The organism is Natrinema soli (assembly GCF_028618695.1).
Genome location: NZ_JAQIVI010000454.1, coordinates 1 through 17,996, shown reverse-complemented (window position 1 = coordinate 17,996; position 17,996 = coordinate 1). Strand labels below are relative to the sequence as shown.

The 17,996-nt window shown below is 64.5% G+C and carries 12 protein-coding genes and 1 pseudogene; 9 read left to right on the top strand and 4 right to left on the bottom strand.

All coding sequences use genetic code 11. The annotated features are described in order from the left end of the window. Positions 1-206: 206 nt before the first annotated feature. Both PGX04_RS23835 and PGX04_RS23830 read right to left on the bottom strand, forming a co-directional pair. A complete protein-coding gene (locus PGX04_RS23835) occupies positions 207-2,288 on the bottom strand; it encodes an AMP-binding protein (protein ID WP_273740781.1) in 2,082 nt (693 codons plus the stop codon). A 2-nt stretch (positions 2,289-2,290) separates the two neighbouring features. Continuing rightward, the gene (locus tag PGX04_RS23830; protein ID WP_273740780.1) at positions 2,291-3,148 is read right to left on the bottom strand and encodes an SDR family oxidoreductase; all 858 of its coding nucleotides are present in this window, start codon (positions 3,146-3,148) and stop codon (positions 2,291-2,293) included. Positions 3,149-3,457: 309 nt separating this feature from the next. On the opposite strand from PGX04_RS23830, the gene PGX04_RS23825 reads away from it, so the two are divergent. From PGX04_RS23825 to PGX04_RS23795, 7 genes are all read left to right on the top strand, one after another. Continuing rightward, positions 3,458-6,499, top strand: a complete 3,042-nt coding sequence (locus PGX04_RS23825) for a PAS domain-containing sensor histidine kinase (RefSeq protein ID WP_273740779.1) — start codon at positions 3,458-3,460, stop codon at positions 6,497-6,499. A gap of 246 nt (positions 6,500-6,745) precedes the next feature. Further along, the gene (locus PGX04_RS23820; RefSeq protein WP_273740778.1) at positions 6,746-7,057 is read left to right on the top strand and encodes a DUF7518 family protein; all 312 of its coding nucleotides are present in this window, start codon (positions 6,746-6,748) and stop codon (positions 7,055-7,057) included. 91 nt (positions 7,058-7,148) lie between these two features. Beyond that, a complete protein-coding gene (gene smc / locus PGX04_RS23815) occupies positions 7,149-10,721 on the top strand; it encodes a chromosome segregation protein SMC (RefSeq protein WP_273740777.1) in 3,573 nt (1,190 codons plus the stop codon). After that, complete coding sequence (locus tag PGX04_RS23810; RefSeq protein WP_273740776.1) at positions 10,714-11,937, top strand: segregation and condensation protein A; 1,224 nt, start codon at positions 10,714-10,716, stop codon at positions 11,935-11,937. Before smc ends, PGX04_RS23810 begins: the two co-directional genes overlap by 8 nt. Before the next feature lie 216 nt (positions 11,938-12,153). Continuing rightward, positions 12,154-12,729: a DUF7342 family protein gene (locus PGX04_RS23805; protein ID WP_273740775.1), complete on the top strand. Its 576-nt coding sequence runs from the start codon at positions 12,154-12,156 to the stop codon at positions 12,727-12,729. Beyond that, positions 12,726-13,175: a toxin-antitoxin system TumE family protein gene (locus PGX04_RS23800; protein WP_273740774.1), complete on the top strand. Its 450-nt coding sequence runs from the start codon at positions 12,726-12,728 to the stop codon at positions 13,173-13,175. Before PGX04_RS23805 ends, PGX04_RS23800 begins: the two co-directional genes overlap by 4 nt. Positions 13,176-13,334: 159 nt before the next feature. Further along, a complete protein-coding gene (locus PGX04_RS23795; RefSeq protein ID WP_273740773.1) occupies positions 13,335-13,976 on the top strand; it encodes a DUF8108 domain-containing protein in 642 nt (213 codons plus the stop codon). Positions 13,977-13,978: 2 nt separating this feature from the next. Here the strand turns inward: PGX04_RS23795 and mtnP are convergent, their stop codons facing one another. Then, entirely contained in the window at positions 13,979-14,839 is an 861-nt protein-coding gene (gene mtnP / locus PGX04_RS23790) for an S-methyl-5'-thioadenosine phosphorylase (RefSeq protein ID WP_273740772.1), read from the bottom strand. A gap of 149 nt (positions 14,840-14,988) precedes the next feature. On the opposite strand from mtnP, the gene PGX04_RS23785 reads away from it, so the two are divergent. After that, on the top strand, positions 14,989-16,443 hold the full coding sequence (locus PGX04_RS23785) for an MATE family efflux transporter (protein WP_273740771.1): 1,455 nt from the start codon (positions 14,989-14,991) through the stop codon (positions 16,441-16,443). A 52-nt stretch (positions 16,444-16,495) separates the two neighbouring features. Here the strand turns inward: PGX04_RS23785 and PGX04_RS23780 are convergent, their stop codons facing one another. Beyond that, on the bottom strand, positions 16,496-17,194 hold the full coding sequence (locus PGX04_RS23780) for a phosphoribosyltransferase (protein WP_273740770.1): 699 nt from the start codon (positions 17,192-17,194) through the stop codon (positions 16,496-16,498). 134 nt (positions 17,195-17,328) lie between these two features. On the opposite strand from PGX04_RS23780, the pseudogene PGX04_RS23775 reads away from it, so the two are divergent. Further along, positions 17,329-17,996: pseudogene (locus PGX04_RS23775) on the top strand (hypothetical protein); the annotation flags it as partial.

The window sequence follows — 17,996 nt, the reverse complement described above, 5'->3', positions numbered from 1 at the left end:
CTGGCGACCGCCCCCGTCGACGTCGCCGTCGGTGCCGGCGGCGTCATCCTCGAGCGCGATCGGCGGGACCGCTCGAGCGGTCGCGAAGACGGTCAGTGACCGGTCACCGAACCGTTTGATCGATCGGCTTCCCGTCCGGAACGATTCGAAGGATCACGCGACAGTCGTCCGATCGGTCTGCGGCGACTGTCAATCGCGATCCCTTCCTACCGCGCGTCCTCGAGTTCCTCGAGCGCGCCCGGGTTCTCGATGCTGCTCATGTCGCCCAGATCCTCGTCCGTGTAGGTCGCCTGAATGGCCCGGCGGATGATCTTGCCCGACTGCGTTTTGGGGAACTCGTCGACGAACAGGACCTCGCGCGGGCGGAACGGTTTACCCAGCTCCTCGCCGACCTGCGCGCGCAGTTTCTCGCGGAGGTCGTCCGCCTCCTCGACGCCCGCCTCGAGCACGACGTAGGCGACGACGGCGGTTCCGGTGGTGTCGTCGGCCGCGCCGATCGCGGCGGCCTGGTTGACTGCCTCGTGGTCGATGAGCGCGCCTTCGACCTCCGCCGGACCGACCTTGCGGCCGGCCACGTTGAGGGCGTCGTCGGCGCGGCCGTGGAGGAACCAGAAACCGTCTTCGTCCTTCTGGGCCCAGTCGCCGTGGTCCCACATGGGCGGATCCCGGAACGTCGACCAGTACTCCTCGAGGTAGCGCTCGTCGCCCGACCAGAGCGATTTGGTCATCGACGGACAGGAGTCGCGGGCGACGAGATAGCCCCGCTCGTTGTCCTCCCGCACGGAGTTCCCCTCGCGGTCGACGATATCGATGTCCATGCCGAGGCCGGGGCCACCGAGCGTGCAGGGTTTCAGCGGTTCGGTCGGCAGCGGCATCAGGAAACAGCCACAGATCTCGGTGCCGCCGGAGATGTTGATGATCGGCGACTCGCCGCCGCCCACGTTCTCGTAGAACCAGTGCCAGGACTCGGGGTCCCAGGGCTCGCCCGTCGAACCGAGGATCCGGAGCGAAGAGAGATCGTGGCCGGAGAGCCAGTCGTCGTCTCCGGCTCCGCCGGAGCCGGATGGCTCGTCAGACGTAGTCTGACGCTCGCCGTGCTTGCGAAGTGCCCGAATGGCGGTCGGCGAGATGCCGAACTGGGTGAGTTTGTGGCGGTCGATCATGGACCAGAAGCGATCTGGTTCTGGGTAGTCCGGCGCGCCCTCGTACATGAAGACGGTGCCGCCGAAGGTGTGGGTGCCGATCAGACTCCACGGCCCCATCATCCAGCCGATGTCGCTGACCCAGAAGAACCGGTCGGCTGGCTTGAGATCCATCCCGAAGTAGACCTCCTTGGGGCACTGGACCTGCACGCCCGCGTGCGTGTGGACGATCCCTTTCGGCTTGCCCGTCGTACCCGACGAATAGAGGAGCATCGACTCCTGACTCGACTCGAGGGACTTCGTCTCGTACTCGTCGTCCTGCATTTCGACGGCGTCGGCCCACCACTCGTCGCGGTCATCGCTCCACGGAATCTCGTGTTCGCTCGTCGTGGTACCGGACCCCAATCGGTCGAACACGATCGTTTCCTCGACATGGCCCGCCTTCTCGATCGCTTCGTCGGCGGCGGACTTGAGGAACACCGGGTCGCCGCGGCGATAGAAGCCGTCGCCCGTAAAGAGTACGGAGCACTCCGAGTCCGCGATCCGGGTGGCTGCCGCGTCGACGCCGAAGCCCGAGAAAATCGGAACGGCGATCGCACCGACCTTGAAACAGCCGTAGAGGATCGAGACGACCTCCGGAACCATCGGCATGTAGAGACCCACGGTGTCGCCCGTTCCGATACTGCGCTCCTCGAGCGCGTTCGCGACCCGGTTCGCTTGCCGGTGGAGTTCGTGGTAGGTCACCTCCCGGACCTCGCCGTGTTCGCCCTCCCAGATGGTGGCAACTTTGTTCCGGCGCTCCTCGTCGACGGCCGCGTGGCGATCCACGACGTTGTGGGCGACGTTGAGTTCCCCGCCGGGGTACCAGTCGGTGAACTGGGGTCCCTCGCTATCGTCTCGGGTCTCGTCGTAATCCTCGTAGAACTCGATCCCGAGATAGTCGACCAGTTCGTCCCAGAACCAGTCGACGCCGCTCTCCGGTTCGCCATCGACCTCCGTCGTCGTCCGCTCGATAAGTTCCTCGTAGTCGTCGATCCCGTACGTCCGCATGAAGTCGAAGACGTTGGTCGATTCGACGAACTCCCGGCTCGGTTCGTGGGCGATCTCGTCGATATCCTCGAGACTCGGGCTGGTGTTTCCGGCCATTGCTACTCGTAGGTAAGGGTCATGCCACCATCAAACAACAGGTCGCCGCCGTCGAGGTGTCGTCCGAGGTCGGAAAAGCCCAGCAGGTAGAGGTTGGCGACGTCGATCGGTTCCATCATCTCTTTCACCCGAGACTGGCCGAGCATGACGTCCTCGATGACTTCGTCGACCGAAATACCGCGCCGTTCGGCGGTGTCCTCGAGTTGCGCCGTCACGAGCGGCGTCTTCACGTAGCCGGTGCTGATCGAGAACGCGCGAATGTCGCCCTCGCCCTCCGCAGCGATCGACTGCGTGAGCCCGCGCAGACCGAACTTCGAGACGTTGTAGGCGACCTTGTCGCTCGTGACGTAGTGGCCGTGGACCGACGCCATGTTCCCGACGCAGCCCGCGCCGTCCTCGGACTCCCGAAAGTGAGGGATGCACAGCTTCGAGAGATAGAGCGGTGCCCGGAGCATGATCCGGTGCATCGTATCGTACGTCTCCATCGGGAACTCGTCGATGGGGTCGATGTGTTGCATCCCGGCGACGTTCGCGAGGTACGTGAGATCGCCCAGCTGCGCGGCCTCGTCGACGATTCGCTCGAGGTGTGCATCGTCCGTGAGATCGCCGGGAACCGACTCGATCGATCCCTCGACCTCGAGCTCCTCGCCGCGGTCGATCGTTCCCGCGAGGCCGCCCTCGTCGATGTCCGTGGCCGCGACGGTGAGCCCGTTCCCGGCGGCTGCCAGCGCGGTCGCCCGGCCGATGCCCGAGGCCGCACCCGTCACGAGGCAGACGTTCCGATCCGTGAATGATTCGTCGGGGAACCGGTAGATTTCCTCGCGGGAGACCGTCGGTGCCGTGACCTGATTCTGGAACATGTTACGTACGCTATCGTCTCCGCGAACCACGATAAAAGTGGCCAGCAGACGACTCCGTCCCCGTCCGGCCACCGGCGGCGATCGGCGGCGTAACGATCGCTCAAGGGTGTACTCGAGAAGCGTCGAGAATCCAACTCGAACGACGGCGGCCGAGCGATCATCGAGAGCGGAGTGCTTCGTTCGACAGTCGCTCCGGACGCGTCCCGCTCGTTCACTTCCGTCGCCGATAACCTCGCCGAGCGGGCTCGTCCAAGCTGAATGCGCAATGCGTCGGGGGTTTTTTCCCCGGTCAACGGCTAGCAAGAACCCATGAGTACTCGAGCGGGCGCGGACGACGGGGCATTTTGGGGAGATGCCGACGACGACGTTGCGCTCCACCGATATCGGACCCTCGTCAACACGATCGACGACGGCATCTACCAGCTCGATACCGACGGACGCTTCGTCGCGGTCAACGATATTATCGTCGAGGCGACCGGCTATACGCGCGACGAACTCCTCGGCGAGCACGTCTCGCTCGTGCTCGCCGATGGCGATATCGAACGCATCGAACGCGAGATTTCGAGCCAGATCGGCGCACCCGACGAGGACGACATCGCGACGTTCGATATCGTCGTCCGAACCGCCGACGGCGACGCGATCCCCTACGAACTTCGGATCAACCTCCTGGTGAAAGACGGCGAGTTTCGAGGTTCCATCGGCGTCGCTCGCAATCGCACCGAGGAACAGCGCCGACAGGAGTCGCTCGCATCGGCGGTGAAGTCGTACGATTCGATCACGAGCGTCATCGACAAAGCCGATATCGGCGTCTGTATCCTCGACGAGAACTGCGAGGTCACGTGGGTCGACGAGACCATCGGACAGTACTTCGCTCTCGATCACGAGCGTCTCATCGGGCGGAATAACCGGACGGTCATCGACGAGACCCTCAAACACAGGTTCGCCGATTCCGATTCGTTCGCCGAGACCGTCCTCTCGTCGTACGACGACGATCGCTACGTCGACCGCCTCGAGTGTCGGGTCACGGGCGACGGGACCGATCTCGAGGACCGATGGCTCAAATACCAGAGTAAACCGATCGAATCGGGGGAGTTCGCCGGCGGCAGGGTCGAGTTTTACTACGATATTACCGACCAGAAGCGGTCCGAAGAGGACCTGGAAGAGAACAGGGAAGCGTTTCAATCGTTGGTCGACGCCGTCGAGGAGTACGCGATTTTCCGGCTGGACGCGGACGGTCACGTCCTCACCTGGAACAGAGGTGCGCGGAACCTCAAGGGTTACGAGCGCGAGGAGATCATCGGCGAGCACTTCTCGACGTTTTACACCGATGCGGATCGAGCGGCGAACGTTCCCGAACGGAACCTCGAGCGAGCGCTCGAGACCGGCTCCGCCGAGGACGAAGGGTGGCGCGTTCGCAAGGACGGCGGGCGGTTCTGGGCCAACGTGACGATCACGTCGGTTCGAGACGACGACGGCACGCATCAGGGCTATCTGAAGGTGACTCGAGATATGACGGACCGGTGGGAGCGCAAGCAGGAACTCGAGAGTGAGCTCCAGCGCATTCTCGGGCGGATTTCGGACGCCTTCTACGCGGTCGACGACGAGTTCCGATTCACGCACGTCAACGAGCGCGCCGCCGAACTCCTCCAGCACTCCGAGGAGGAGCTACTCGGCGAGCGGCTCTGGGACGTGTTCCCCGATCTCCGCGACCTCGACGTGGTCTGGGACGCCTTCCACACGGCGCTGGCGACGCAGGAGTCGACCAGCTACGAACTCTATTACGATACACTCGACTTCCGGGTCGAGGCCAACCTCTATCCCTCCGAGACTGGCATCTCGGTGTACTTCCGCGACGTGACCGAGCGCCGGGAGCGCGAGCGAGAGCTCGAGCAGACGGAGCGACGCTTCGAGGCGATCTTCGAGGATCCGAACATCCTCGTGGGCCTGCTCGAGCCCGACGGGACGGTACTGGATATCAACGGGACGGCGATGGACTACATCGACGCCGACCTCGCGGACGTGACCGGCGAGCCGTTCTGGGAGACGCCGTGGTGGGGCGAGGGCGAGGACGTTCGGTCTTCGGTCAGGAAGTGGACCGAGCGTGCGGCGGCCGGCGAGTACGTCAACTTCGAGCCCGATCTCACGCGACCGGACGGCGAGTGGTACACGCTCAACGGCGTCTTCAGGCCGGTCACGAACGACGAGGGAGACGTCGTGTCGATCTTCGTCTCGGGCCGGGACATCACGGCGCGAAAGAAGCGCGAACGCGAACTCGAGGAGTCCGAGCAGCGCTACCGCACCCTCGCAGAGCACTTCCCGAACGGCGTCGTCACCCTGTTCGACCACGATCTCACGTACACGCTCGCAGCCGGGCAGGGCTTCGGCAAGATACCGGTGGACCCGTCGGAAGCCGAGGGGAAACGGTTCGGCGACGTCTGGCCCGAAGAGACGAGCGACACGCTCGAGCCCGCGCTTCGGGCCGCACTCGAGGGCGAGGAGCGAACGATCGAACTCGAGTACGCCGGCCGGGAGTGGGTGCTCTATACGGTCCCGATCACCGACAGCCGTGGCGACGTCTTCGCCGGCGTGTCGATGGCCCACGACATCACCGAACGCAAGGAGTACCAGCGCAGGCTCGAGGAGACGATCGACCGACTCGAGGAGTCCAACCGTCGATTGGAACAGTTCGCCTACGCGGCCTCCCACGACCTGCAAGAGCCCCTGCGGATGGTCTCGAGTTACCTCCAGCTCATCGAGAGCCGCTACGCCGACGAACTCGACGAGGACGGCGAGGAGTTCCTCGCGTTCGCGGTCGACGGTGCCGACCGAATGCGCAACATGATCGATGGACTGCTGGCGTACTCTCGAATCGAGACGCAAGGGGACCCGCTCGAACCCGTCGGCCTCGATTCGGTCCTCGAGAGCGTGCTCGCGGATCTACAGTTCCAGATCGAGGAGACGGACGCCGAAATCACGACCGACACGCTCCCCCGCGTCGAGGGGGACGCCAGCCAGTTGCGGCAGGTGTTCCAGAACCTCCTGAGTAACGCGCTCGAGTACAGTGGCGACGAGCCGCCGCGAGTTTTCGTCGACGCCGAACGTCGGGGACGAGAGTGGGTAATCTCGGTGCACGACGAGGGAATCGGGATCGATCCCGAGGATCAAGAGCGCGTGTTCGAGGTCTTCCAGCGCCTCCACAGCCGCGAGGAGTATTCCGGGACGGGGATCGGCCTCGCGCTCTGTCAGCGGATCATCGAACGTCACGGCGGCGAGATCTGGGTCGACTCCGAACCGGGCGAGGGCGCGACGTTCTCCTTCACGCTTCCCGCGGTGGAGGATTTCGCGCGGTAAGCCCACCGCTCGTCTCGTTTCCACTCGCGATTCGTCACGTCCCTTCCCGCCGCCACATCATCGCTGCCGTCACAGTCTCCACACGCCTCACACACAAACTGTCACAGTCACCTCAGTCAGTCACCCCGTTCAGCGGGCGGCGGTACCGAATCTGCAGCCAGTGCAACCGCGGCACGGCCGAGAGCTATAAAATAACTTATACACGTCTGACGTACGTTTATGTGGCCGGACGGACCCCTAGTTGATATGTCGAACAACCGCGTCGAGACACTCGAATCGACGGTTGCGGAACTCGAGTCGACGGTAGAGGGGCTGACGGACGAACTCATCGAGGCGAAAGAGCGGATCCGCGTCCTCGAGGCCGAACTGGACGCCGACACGCCGACGCGCGTCCCCGAACGCCGCAGCGAGGAGACTGAAGCGGCGGAAGACGAAACGCCCGAAGCCGAACCCGACGAGGTCGCCGAGGCGGCGGCGGACGCCGAGGGGTCGGTCGAGGAAGAAGCGACCGGTGACGAAGCGGAAGACTCAGGTAGCGACGACATTATCGTTGCATAACTGCGGCTGACGCAACGGAAGGGGATGCCGCGGAGGGATTGATTTCCTTCGTTTCGGCAGCTACTGACGGTATGGAGGTCGCGTAAAGAGAATGTATATCAAAGCGATCGTCCTCGACGATTTCAAGAGTTTCGGTAGAAAGACGAAGATCCCGTTCTACGAGGATTTCACTGTCGTTACGGGCCCGAACGGCTCCGGGAAGTCGAACATCATCGACGCCGTCCTCTTCGCGCTCGGACTGGCCCGTACCCGCGGGATTCGCGCCGAGAAGCTGACGGACCTCATCTACAACCCCGGTCACGAAGGCGAGGAGACCGCGAGCGGCCCCCGCGAAGCCACCGTCGAGGTCATCCTCGACAACTCCGAGGGCACCCTCGATCGATCGCAGGTCGTCAACGCCGCGGGTAGCGACGACGTCGGCGACGTCGACGAGATTCGCATCCGCCGGCGAGTGAAAGAGACCGAGGACAACTACTACTCCTACTACTACCTCAACGATCGCTCGGTCAACCTCTCGGACATTCAGGACCTGCTCGCACAGGCTGGGATCACGCCGGAGGGGTACAACGTCGTCATGCAGGGCGACGTCACCGAGATCATCAACATGACGCCCCACGCCCGCCGGGAGATCATCGACGAGATCGCGGGCGTCGCGGAGTTCGACGCCAAGAAGGAAGACGCCTTCGGCGAACTCGAGACGGTCCAGGAACGGATCGACGAGGCCGAACTCCGCATCGAGGAGAAACGCGACCGCCTCGACCAGCTCGCGGACGAGCGCCGTGAGGCCATGCGCTACCGCCGGCTCCGCCGCGAACAGGAGGAGTACGAGGGCTACAAGAAGGCCAGCGAACTCGAGGAGAAACGCGCCGAACTCGCGTCGGTCGAGAGCGAGGTCGACGACCTCGAGGACGAACTCCGAGAGCTCCAGCGCGAACTCGACGAGCGCGAGGGGACGGTCGTCCGCCTCCAGGAAGACCTCGAGGACCTGAACGCGGAAATCGAGCGCAAGGGCGAGGACGAACAGCTCCGGATCAAGAGCGAGATCGAGGAGATCAAAGGCGACATCTCGCGGCTCGAGGACAAGATCGAGGCCAGCGAGGAGGCGATCGAGGAGGCCGAATCCAAGCGCCGCGAGGCGTTCGTCCAGATCGATCGCAAGCAGGAGACGATCGACGACCTCACGGACGAGATGCGCGAGCACAAACTCGAGAAGGCCTCGATCAAATCCGAGATTCAGGAACGCGAGGACGAGCGCGACGAACTCAAGGCCGAAATCGAGGCCGTCGACACCGAGTTCGACGAGCTCAAGACCGATCTGGCCGAGCGCAAGGAGGAACTGGAGGACGCGAAGACCGAGCGAAACGACCTCCAGCGCGAACAGGATCGCCTGCTCGACGAGGCCCGCCGCCGCTCGAACGCGATCAGCGAGAAGGAAGCGACGATCGAGGAGAGACGCGAGGAGCTCCCCGAACTCGAAAGCCGGCGCGGCGACCTCGAGCGGGAACTCGAGAAGGCCGAGCGGAACCGCGCGAACATCGCGGAGGTTGTCGACGACCTCAAGAGCGAGAAGCGACGGCTGCAGTCCGATATCGACGACCTCGACGACGAGATCCAGGCGAAACAACAGGAGTACGCCGAGCTCGAGGCCAACGCGGGCGAGAGCGGCGATTCCTCGTTCGGTCGCGCGGTGACGACGATCCTCAACTCGGGGATCGACGGCGTTCACGGCGCGGTCGCCCAGCTGGGGACCGTTCCCGGCGAGTACGCGGTCGCCTGCGAGACCGCCGCCGGCGGTCGGCTGGCGAACGTGATCGTCGACGACGACGTCATCGGCCAGCAGTGTATCGAGCATCTCAAGTCCCGAAACGCGGGAAGAGCGACCTTCCTGCCGCTGACGGACATGAGCCAGCGTCGGCTCCCCAACGCGCCGAGCGATCCGGGGATCGTCGACTTCGCGTACAACCTCGTCGACTTCGATAGCGAATACGCCGGGGTCTTCTCCTACGTTCTCGGTGACACGCTGGTCGTCGAGAACATCGAGACCGCCCGCTCGTACATGGGGGACTATCGGATGGTCACGCTCGACGGCGACCTCGTCGAGAAGAGCGGGGCGATGACCGGCGGCTCCGGCGGCGGCTCGCGCTACTCCTTTACCGGCGGCGGCGAGGGCCAACTCGAGCGCGTCGCGAAACAGATCACGGAACTGCAGGAGGAACGGAAGTCCCTCCGCGAGGACTCCCGCGGCGTCGAGGAGCGACTCGACGACGCCCGCGACCGCAAGAGCGACGCGGCCGACGAAGTTCGGTCGATCGAGTCCGAACTCGAGGGCCTCGACGAGAAACGCGAGGAGATCGAGGCCGAGATCGAATCCCTCGAGGCGGACCTCGAGGAGCTCCGCGAGGAGCGCGAGTCGGTCGACGAGCGGATGAACGAGATCTCCGACGAGATCGACGCGAAGACGGCGACGGTCGAGGAACTCGAGGCGGATATTTCCGATCTCGAGCGCGAACTCGCGGATTCGAAGATCCCCGAGTTGACCGACCAGATCGAGGGGCTCGAGGCCGAAATCGACGAGCGCGAGGATCGAATTCAGGAACTCGACAACGAACTCAACGAGCTGAGCCTCGAGAAGGAGTACGCAGAGGATGCCATCGAGGACCTCCACGACGACATCGAGGCGGCCCAGAACCGCACGGCCGAGCACGAAGACCGGATCGACGGGTACGAGGAGGAGATCGACGCGAAACGCGAGACGCTCGAGGCGAAACACGAAGCCGTCGCGGAACTCGAAGAAGAGCTCACGGAACTGAAAGCCGAGCGGAGCGACCTCAAGGAGGAGCTCTCCGAGGCTCGGACGGACCGCGACAAACAGCAGGATCGGGTCAACGCCGTCGAAAGCAAACTCGAGGACGCCGGCGAGCGCGCGAGCAGCCTCGAGTGGGAGATCGAGTCCCTCGAATCGGAGGTCGGCGACTACGACCCCGAGGACGTGCCGGATCACGACACCGTCCTCGAGATGATCGACCTCCTGCAGGCGGATATGGAAGCGATGGAGCCGGTGAACATGCTCGCGATCGACGAGTACGACGAGGTCCGGAGCGATCTCGAGACGCTCGAGGAGGGCAGGGAAACGCTGGTCGAAGAGGCCGACGGCATCCGCGAGCGGATCGAGCAGTACGAGACCCAGAAGAAACAGACGTTCATGGACGCCTACGATGCGATCGCCGCTCATTTCACCGAAATATTCGAGAAGCTTTCGGAGGGGACGGGGACGCTGCACCTCGAGAACGAGGACGATCCGTTCGACGGCGGGCTGACGATGAAGGCACAGCCGGGCGACAAGCCGATCCAGCGGCTTGACGCGATGTCCGGCGGCGAGAAGTCGCTGACCGCGCTCGCCTTTATCTTCGCGATCCAGCGGCACAACCCGGCCCCGTTCTACGCGCTCGACGAGGTCGACGCCTTCCTCGACGCCGTCAACGCCGATCGGATCGGCGAGATGGTCGACGAACTCTCCGACAAGGCCCAGTTCGTCGTCGTCTCCCACCGGTCGGCGATGCTCGATCGCTCCGAGCGGGCGATCGGCGTGACGATGCAACAGGATAACGTGAGCGCTGTTACTGGAATCGATCTGAGTAGTGGGGAGGTTCCCGCTGATGACTAGGGAGCCACACAGCGGCTCCGGAACGTCGAGCGGGGAGCAAGAGCGAGGCCGGAACGAAGTGACGACCTCGGAGAAGCGAACGGGGAACGAAGTGACCCGTGAGCGAAGCGACCCGCGAGACAGCGAGGTGCCCGAGGAGTCGAAGACGACGCAAGAAGCCCCGAACGATGCGAGCGGCGATTCCGAACAGGCGAGCGAACTGCGAACCGACGGCGGCGACGACATTCCGCTCGATATCACCGGTCACGAAGACCGCGAACCGCCGGGTGAGTCAGCCTCGAGGACCGATACGGATTCCGAGGACGACGAGGACCGCGGCCTCGAGGACGGATCCACCGAATCGGTCCTCGAGTTCGCGGACATCGAAACGGCCACGGAGACGTCCGAAGACGACGAAGACGAGGAGACGGTCGAGCCCGTCGAACTGCTCGTCCAGCTCGCGAAGGACGGCGACATCGATCCGTGGGATATCGACATCGTCGCGGTCACCGACAAGTTCCTCGAGGCAATCGACGAGGTCGACCTGCGAACCTCCGGGCGGGCGCTGTTCTACGCGAGCGTCCTCCTGCGGATGAAAAGCGACGAACTGTTCGCCACCGACGAGCCCGACGAGGAGGAGCTCCCGCCGTGGGAAGCCCCCTTCGCCGACGAGGGGGCGATGGACCCGGAGGACGACGACGGTCGGGAGTATCCGCCGGGGTTCGATCCCGTCGAGAACCTCGAGGAGGAGATGGAGCGCCGCCTCGAGCGCAAGCACGCCCGCGGAAAGCCGGAAACGCTGGACGAACTGGTCCGCGAGCTTCGGACCGCCGAGCGCGACACCTGGTGGAAGGAATCGCGAAGTTACGACACGAGCGATTCGCCGAAGGGGTACGACCGCGGCGTGCAGGAGCTGAACTACCACTCGGGCGACGACTTCCGGGTCGACGACGAGCCGACCAGCGACGACGTGACCCACACGACCCACGAGGAGGACATCGAAGCGGTCATCGACGACGTCGAGACGGAACTCGAGGACCACTACGAGCGAGGCCGCGACGAGGTGTTGTACGCCGAAATAGACGGGGTCGGCGGCACGCGCGTGATGACCTACCTCGCGTTGCTCTTTCTGGCCCATCGGGGTCGGATCACGCTCGAGCAGGACGAACTATTCGGCGACCTCTGGGTCAAAGAGGCGGCAGTAGAGGCCGAGGCGACCGAAGCGATCGCTGACTGAGTGTTTTCTTCCGAGATGCTGGTCGTGTCTGCAGGCTGCATTCTATATAGGCGGGAATGATCTGACTCAGTCACGAGTGTATTCCTGTGAGCGACCGACGGGGGCGAGCGGTTGTTTTGGGTGTGATACTACCACGTATTCGTTCATCGACTACAGATAGTCGCTGAGTATTCCGTTGAAACAAGATTTATTCCGTTTCGGCTCGACGCTTCAGACATGGATGAACCGACCGCAGAACTGAAAGCGGATGCCGACGAACGCGCAGAATCGCCGGAATTCGGTTCGCTGACTCCTCCCGCGGAAGTCGTTCACGGCGATCGCACGCGCGACGACTTCTTGGATGCGGTTCTCGGACTAGATAGTCCAGCGACGGTCGGTGATGTCGCCGAGCACGCCGGTCACGGCGTAGATGCGGCACGGGAGTACTTGAAGTGGTTCAACCGAATGGGGATCGTCACACAGGTCACCGAATCGCCAGCGACGTACGAGCGGAATCAGGAGTACCTGAACTGGCGTCGCGTCCAGCGACTCCGGGATCGACACACGACCGATGAACTCCTCGACTACCTGACCGCGGAGACGGAGCGCGACGAGGAATACAGTGAGGTATTCGAGGCCGACTCCCCGAACGACGTTTCGGTCGCTGCTCGCGCCTCGGATAGCGATCGCTCAGTCGAGGAAGTCTGGGAAGACGTTTCCGCGTGGAAGACGACTCGTCGTCGGATCAGCCTTCTCGAACGGGCGTTGCGGACTGATTCGGGCGATTCGACAGCGCAGCGAACGGCTGTATGACCGACCAAGACGACGGGACAGGAACACCTGAAGACATCAGCGGAGCACCGGTCGATTTCGACCGGCTCGAGGTCATCGCGGAACGACTGACTACCGACGACCGGTTCGATCAGATCGACGAACAGCCGTCGTTCGCACCGGATCGAGTGGTGTGCGTATTCGATTCCAGCTTCTATCCGCGCAGCGTTCGCACGGCCCGTCTGGAGCTCGTTTGGTTCGAGAACGGCGACTGCTCGCTTCATTATCACGAAACGCATGACGAGGGGACGTTCGATCATCGATGGGATCGACATCCGTCCGATCACAACGAGCGCGATCACGTGCATCCCGGTCCCGACGCTCCGACACCGGGGATTGACTCGTCACTCCCGCCGGATTGGCGTGATATCCTCTCGATGGTACTTGCGGAAATCGAAGATCGGCAACGAGCGTTCTGGGTCGAGTGAGTGAATGAGTTCAGTTCGTGACTTCGTCGGTTCGCACCCTATTGAACGCCGGATATTCGGTACCGCGCTCGGCTATCGACCGGCAGTCGTGCTGGCTCCCGATTCGATCTCCTCGAGCGCCCACAAGCGTTTAGCCCGCACCGGCGAAACCTCGAGTCGATGACGAGGCCGGACGATGTCCTCTTTCGCAGTCGCGTCGAGACGTTCGCGCTGGTTCGGAAGCTGCTGCCGATCGCCCTCCTCGCAGGGGCCATGGTCGGGCCGCTGTTCCGGTTCGAGCCGACGGTCGCGATGTGGGTCTCGGCCGTGTGTTTCCTAGTGGTCCTCGTCGGAACTCTCCTCGTGAGCCGCCTCCCGCTGTATCCGGCCCACACGTTCGGGATCGAGTACCGGTTCGAGGAGGAGCCGTTCGAAACCGGTCGGCGACAGTGCGTCCGCTGTGGCGTGCTGGCCGAATCCGGCACGCACCGCCGCTACGCCCGACAGATCGTCGCCCTCGGCGTGCCACTTCACACCCTCGAGTGGGGGAGCAACGACTTCTGTGGCGACTGCGTCGCGCTCGGGGACGCTATCGATTCGCGCCCCGAGGGCGAGCGAGCCGCGGGGACGGATCCGACGCCGACCCGATCGACGGCGCGGGAACCGGACCGGAGACGAGATGTGAAACAGGAACGGGAAACGGAATCGCCGTCAGGCGACGGGATGCGGTCGGACGGCGAACCGCCGCGCCTCGAGCGGGCCCGGCGCATCGACCGAAACGACGAGACGACCGCGCTGGAGCTCAGGCGCGCGTTCGAGTAGACTCACTCGAGGTAGTCGCCGGCCAGCAGGTCGACGCGCTCGAGCGTCTCCTCGGGGATCGCCTCCTGTGGCGTGTTGATCGTCCCTTCGAGCGCGCTCCAGGCTTCGCTCTCGAAGTCCTCGGGCATCGTTCGGATCGCGCGCTCGACGACCGCGTTGATCGCGTCCCGGTTTGCCGCGGCGTTCTCGAGGACCTCCTCGAGCGTGACCTCGCTGTCTTGCTTCCAGACGTCGTAATCGGTGACGCCGGCGACGGTGGCGTAGCTCAGCTCGGCCTCGCGGGCGAGTTTCGCCTCCGGGATTGCGGTCATGCCGACGATGTCCCAGCCCTGATCGCGGTAGAACTCGCTCTCGGCCCGGGTGGAATACTGCGGGCCTTCGATGCAGACGTACGTGCCGTCTTCCTGGGTTTTCGTTCCGTCCTCGGTCGCTTCCCGTGCCGATGCTGCGAGGTGGGAAACCATCTCCGGACAGTAGGGATCGGCAAAGCCCATGTGGACGACCATGCCGTCGCCGAAGAAGGTCGGCGAGCGGTGCTTGGTTCGGTCGAAGATCTGGTCGGGGACGACCAGCGTCCGCGGCGGCAGGTCCTCGCGCAGGCTCCCGACCGCGTTCGTGGCGATAACCCGGTCGACGCCGACCGACTTCAGCGCGTAGATGTTCGCCCGGTACGCCGCGTCGGTCGGCGGGTGCTGGTGATCCTCGCCGTGGCGCGGGAGGAAGGCGACCTCGCGACCGGCGAGTTCGCCGATCGTCACCGCCTCGCTGGGCTCGCCGTACGGTGTCGAAATCTCCGCTTTGCGGGTGTTCTCGAGTGGCAGTGCGTCGTAGATACCGCTGCCGCCGATTACGCCGATCGTCATGGCGAGAGATGGGCCGAGCGGGACCGTAAACGGACTGGTTCCCGTCCCGGGCTCGTCGGGAAGCGGTGATCCGCGCCGGCAATCGAAACCGATGGCCGTCGCTACCACGACTCACGAGAACCCAAATACCGCCGCGTCATGCTTCGGATATGGTTGCGGAATCGGACGATGGAACGCTCACGGACGGCCCGCTCGTTCGACCGATGATCCGGCTCGCGTGGCCGCTCGTGGTCATTCAGCTGCTACAGGTCGCCTACAACGTGGGCGACACCTTCTGGCTGGGGGCGCTCTCGCCCGACGCGGTGGGGGCCGTGAGCCTCGCGTTTCCGATCCTCTTCTTACTGATCGCGATCGGCGGCGGCTTCACCACGGCCGGCGCGATCCTGATCGCCCAGCACACCGGCGCGAAGAGCGGCGATGCGGGGCTGATCGCCGGCCAGACGTTATCGTTCGTCTCGCTGGTCGCCGTCGGGTTGAGCGCCCTGGGCTTTTTCGCCACCGGGCCGCTCCTCGCCGCCCTGCCCGCCGACGCCGCGACGCAGGCCGAGATCATCCCGCTCGCGGCCGGCTATCTCCGGATCTTCTTCCTCGGGCTCCCCTTTCTCTTCGGCTTTTTCGTCTTCGTCGCGCTCATGCGGGGCTACGGCAGCACGCGCGCGCCGATGCGCGTGATGCTCGTCAGCGTCGTCTGCAATCTCGCGCTCGATCCGCTGTTCATCTTCGGCGTCGGTCCGTTCCCCCGCCTCGAGGTCGAAGGGGCCGCCGTCGCGACCCTCATCTCGCGGGGGCTCGCGACGGCGATCGGCTTTTACCTGCTGTACTACACCGACGTGGGTCCGGATATCCAGCCCAGCCACCTCCGACCGCGCTGGGAGTACGTCGCGAAGATCACCCGGTTGGGGGTCCCGACGGCGCTCGAGCAGTCAATGACCGCCCTCGCCCTCGTCGCGATGACGGCCATCGTCGTCACCTTCCCGCCGGCGGTCGTCGCGGCCTACGGGCTGGGCAATCGGCTGATCTCGCTGGCCTTCCTGCCGGCGATGGGATTGGGGCAGGCGACGGACTCGATCGTCGGCCAGAACCTGGGCGCGGGGAAACCCGACCGGGCGGCGAGAGCGGTCCGGCTCGCCGCGAGCGTGATCGGCGCGGTCATGTTCGCGGCCGGTGTACTTGCATTCCTCTTTCCGGAGCCGTTCGTCTCGGTGTTCGTCACGGCCGACGCGGCGGGGAAAGCGGCGACGATCGACTACGGCGTGACCTACCTCCGCTTCGCCGCGGTCGGCTTCGCCTTCATGGGCGTCTTGCAGGTCATTCAAGGCGCGTTCCGCGGGGCCGGCAACACGAAGACGGCGCTCGCGTTCGCCGTGCTCGGGCTGTGGATCGTGCGCGTCCCCGTCACCGCCTCTCTGGTCTTCGTCGCCGACTGGGGGACGACGGGCATCTGGACGGGCGTCGTGATCGGCGATATCGTCGGTGCGATCGCCGCAGTCGCGTGGTTCAGCCGCGGCAGGTGGAAGGGGGCGCTGGTTGACCGAGACGGAGAAATCGAGGGTCCGACTGAGGGGACGACGAAAACGGCGGATACCGAGTCCGCGTCGGAGTGACAAGCGGACGGGTGGACGGGAAGCTACGTCGAGCGGAGAACGGGTCGAACAGTCAGTTCTCGACGAGCGTCCACTCGCCCGTCTCGATCGACTCGAGCAGCTCGCGGCGTTCCATCTCGCTCAGGACTTCCGACAGCCGGTCAGGCTGGGCGATCTCCATCTCGATGCGCTCGATGCCGTGGTGTTCGGTAAGGAAGTGACGGATCTCCTCGTTCGTGAAGCTCTCCTGGTCGGCCTTTTCCATCGCACTGGAGATCAGGTCCACCATGTCCTCGATGAAGTTCCACGGGTAGACGACCCAGGTCCACTCCTCGAGCCGTTCGCCGACGTAGTCGGGCTGGAACTCGCTGGTGCCGAGCAGTTGGAGGGTCGCGGTGTGGACCTCGCCGGCGTCGCGGTCGTCGACGTACTCGTACGCCCGCTGGATCGAGCCGCCGGTGTCGGCGATGTCGTCGATGATGAGGACGTCCTTGCCCTCGACGCTCCCCTCTGGCATCGGATAGCGGACCGTCGGCTCGCCGGACTTTTCGGCAGTGCCGACGTAGTGTTCCATCTTCAGGCTCGTCAGGTCGTCCAGCCCGAGGAAGTCACAGAGACACCGCCCCGCGAACCAGCCGCCCCGGGCCAGCGCGACGACGCCGTCCGGCTCGAACGCGTCGTCGCGCACGTCGTCGGCGAAGTCCCGGCACAGGCCGTAAATATACTCCCAGTTGGTTATCGTACAGTCGAAATCGTCCGGTAGGTCGGACATCTGATGGCCACCTACCCGGTGTCTCGAGCGCGGCCCCCTTAAGTTGGCTGAAACGGGCGCTGATAGAGCAGCTGGGAACCGTAACGAATAGTGGATAATAATATCTGTGCGAACGTCCAACGTACTGACCGGATATGACCTCCACACAAGCGTACGAGTACCTGCTCGAGTGCGAGAACGTGATCGGCGTTGACTACGACGAAGACGAAGATCGGGTTACGGTGTTCGTCTCGCAGAAGCGACCGCGGGACTGTCTCAGTGACGAGGACGACGTCGAAACGCGCGTGGCCGAGGCCGGCGATGACGTCGACGTCAGCGTCGTCGATTCGGGATACGACGAGAAACGGGAGGGATTCGACGCGCTGTCGACCCTCGAGCCGATGCCCGAGGCCGCCGAGGACCGACAGGGCCGCCACCGGCCCGTTCCCGCCGGCGTCAGTGAGATCAACGCGAACTCGACGGCCGGCACCGGCGGCCCGTATCCGGCTCGCGTCGAGGAAGCGTCCGCCGGAGCCGCGACCTGGGACGACGCCGTCGAGGCCGGTGATCTCGTTCGGCTGTCGAACAATCACGTCTACGCCCGCTCGAACGCGGCCGATTTCGGTGAACCGGTTCTCCAGCCGTCACCAGTCGACGGTGGCGTCGCCGACGACGAAGTGGGTGATCTCGTCGGCTACGTCCCGATCGAGGACGGCAGCCTCGTCGACGCCGCCGCCCGCTCGGTCGATCCCGACCGGGAATCGGCGACGTACTTCGGGCTCGACGAGGACTGGCCGACCGGCGTGCGCCGCGAAGGGTACGA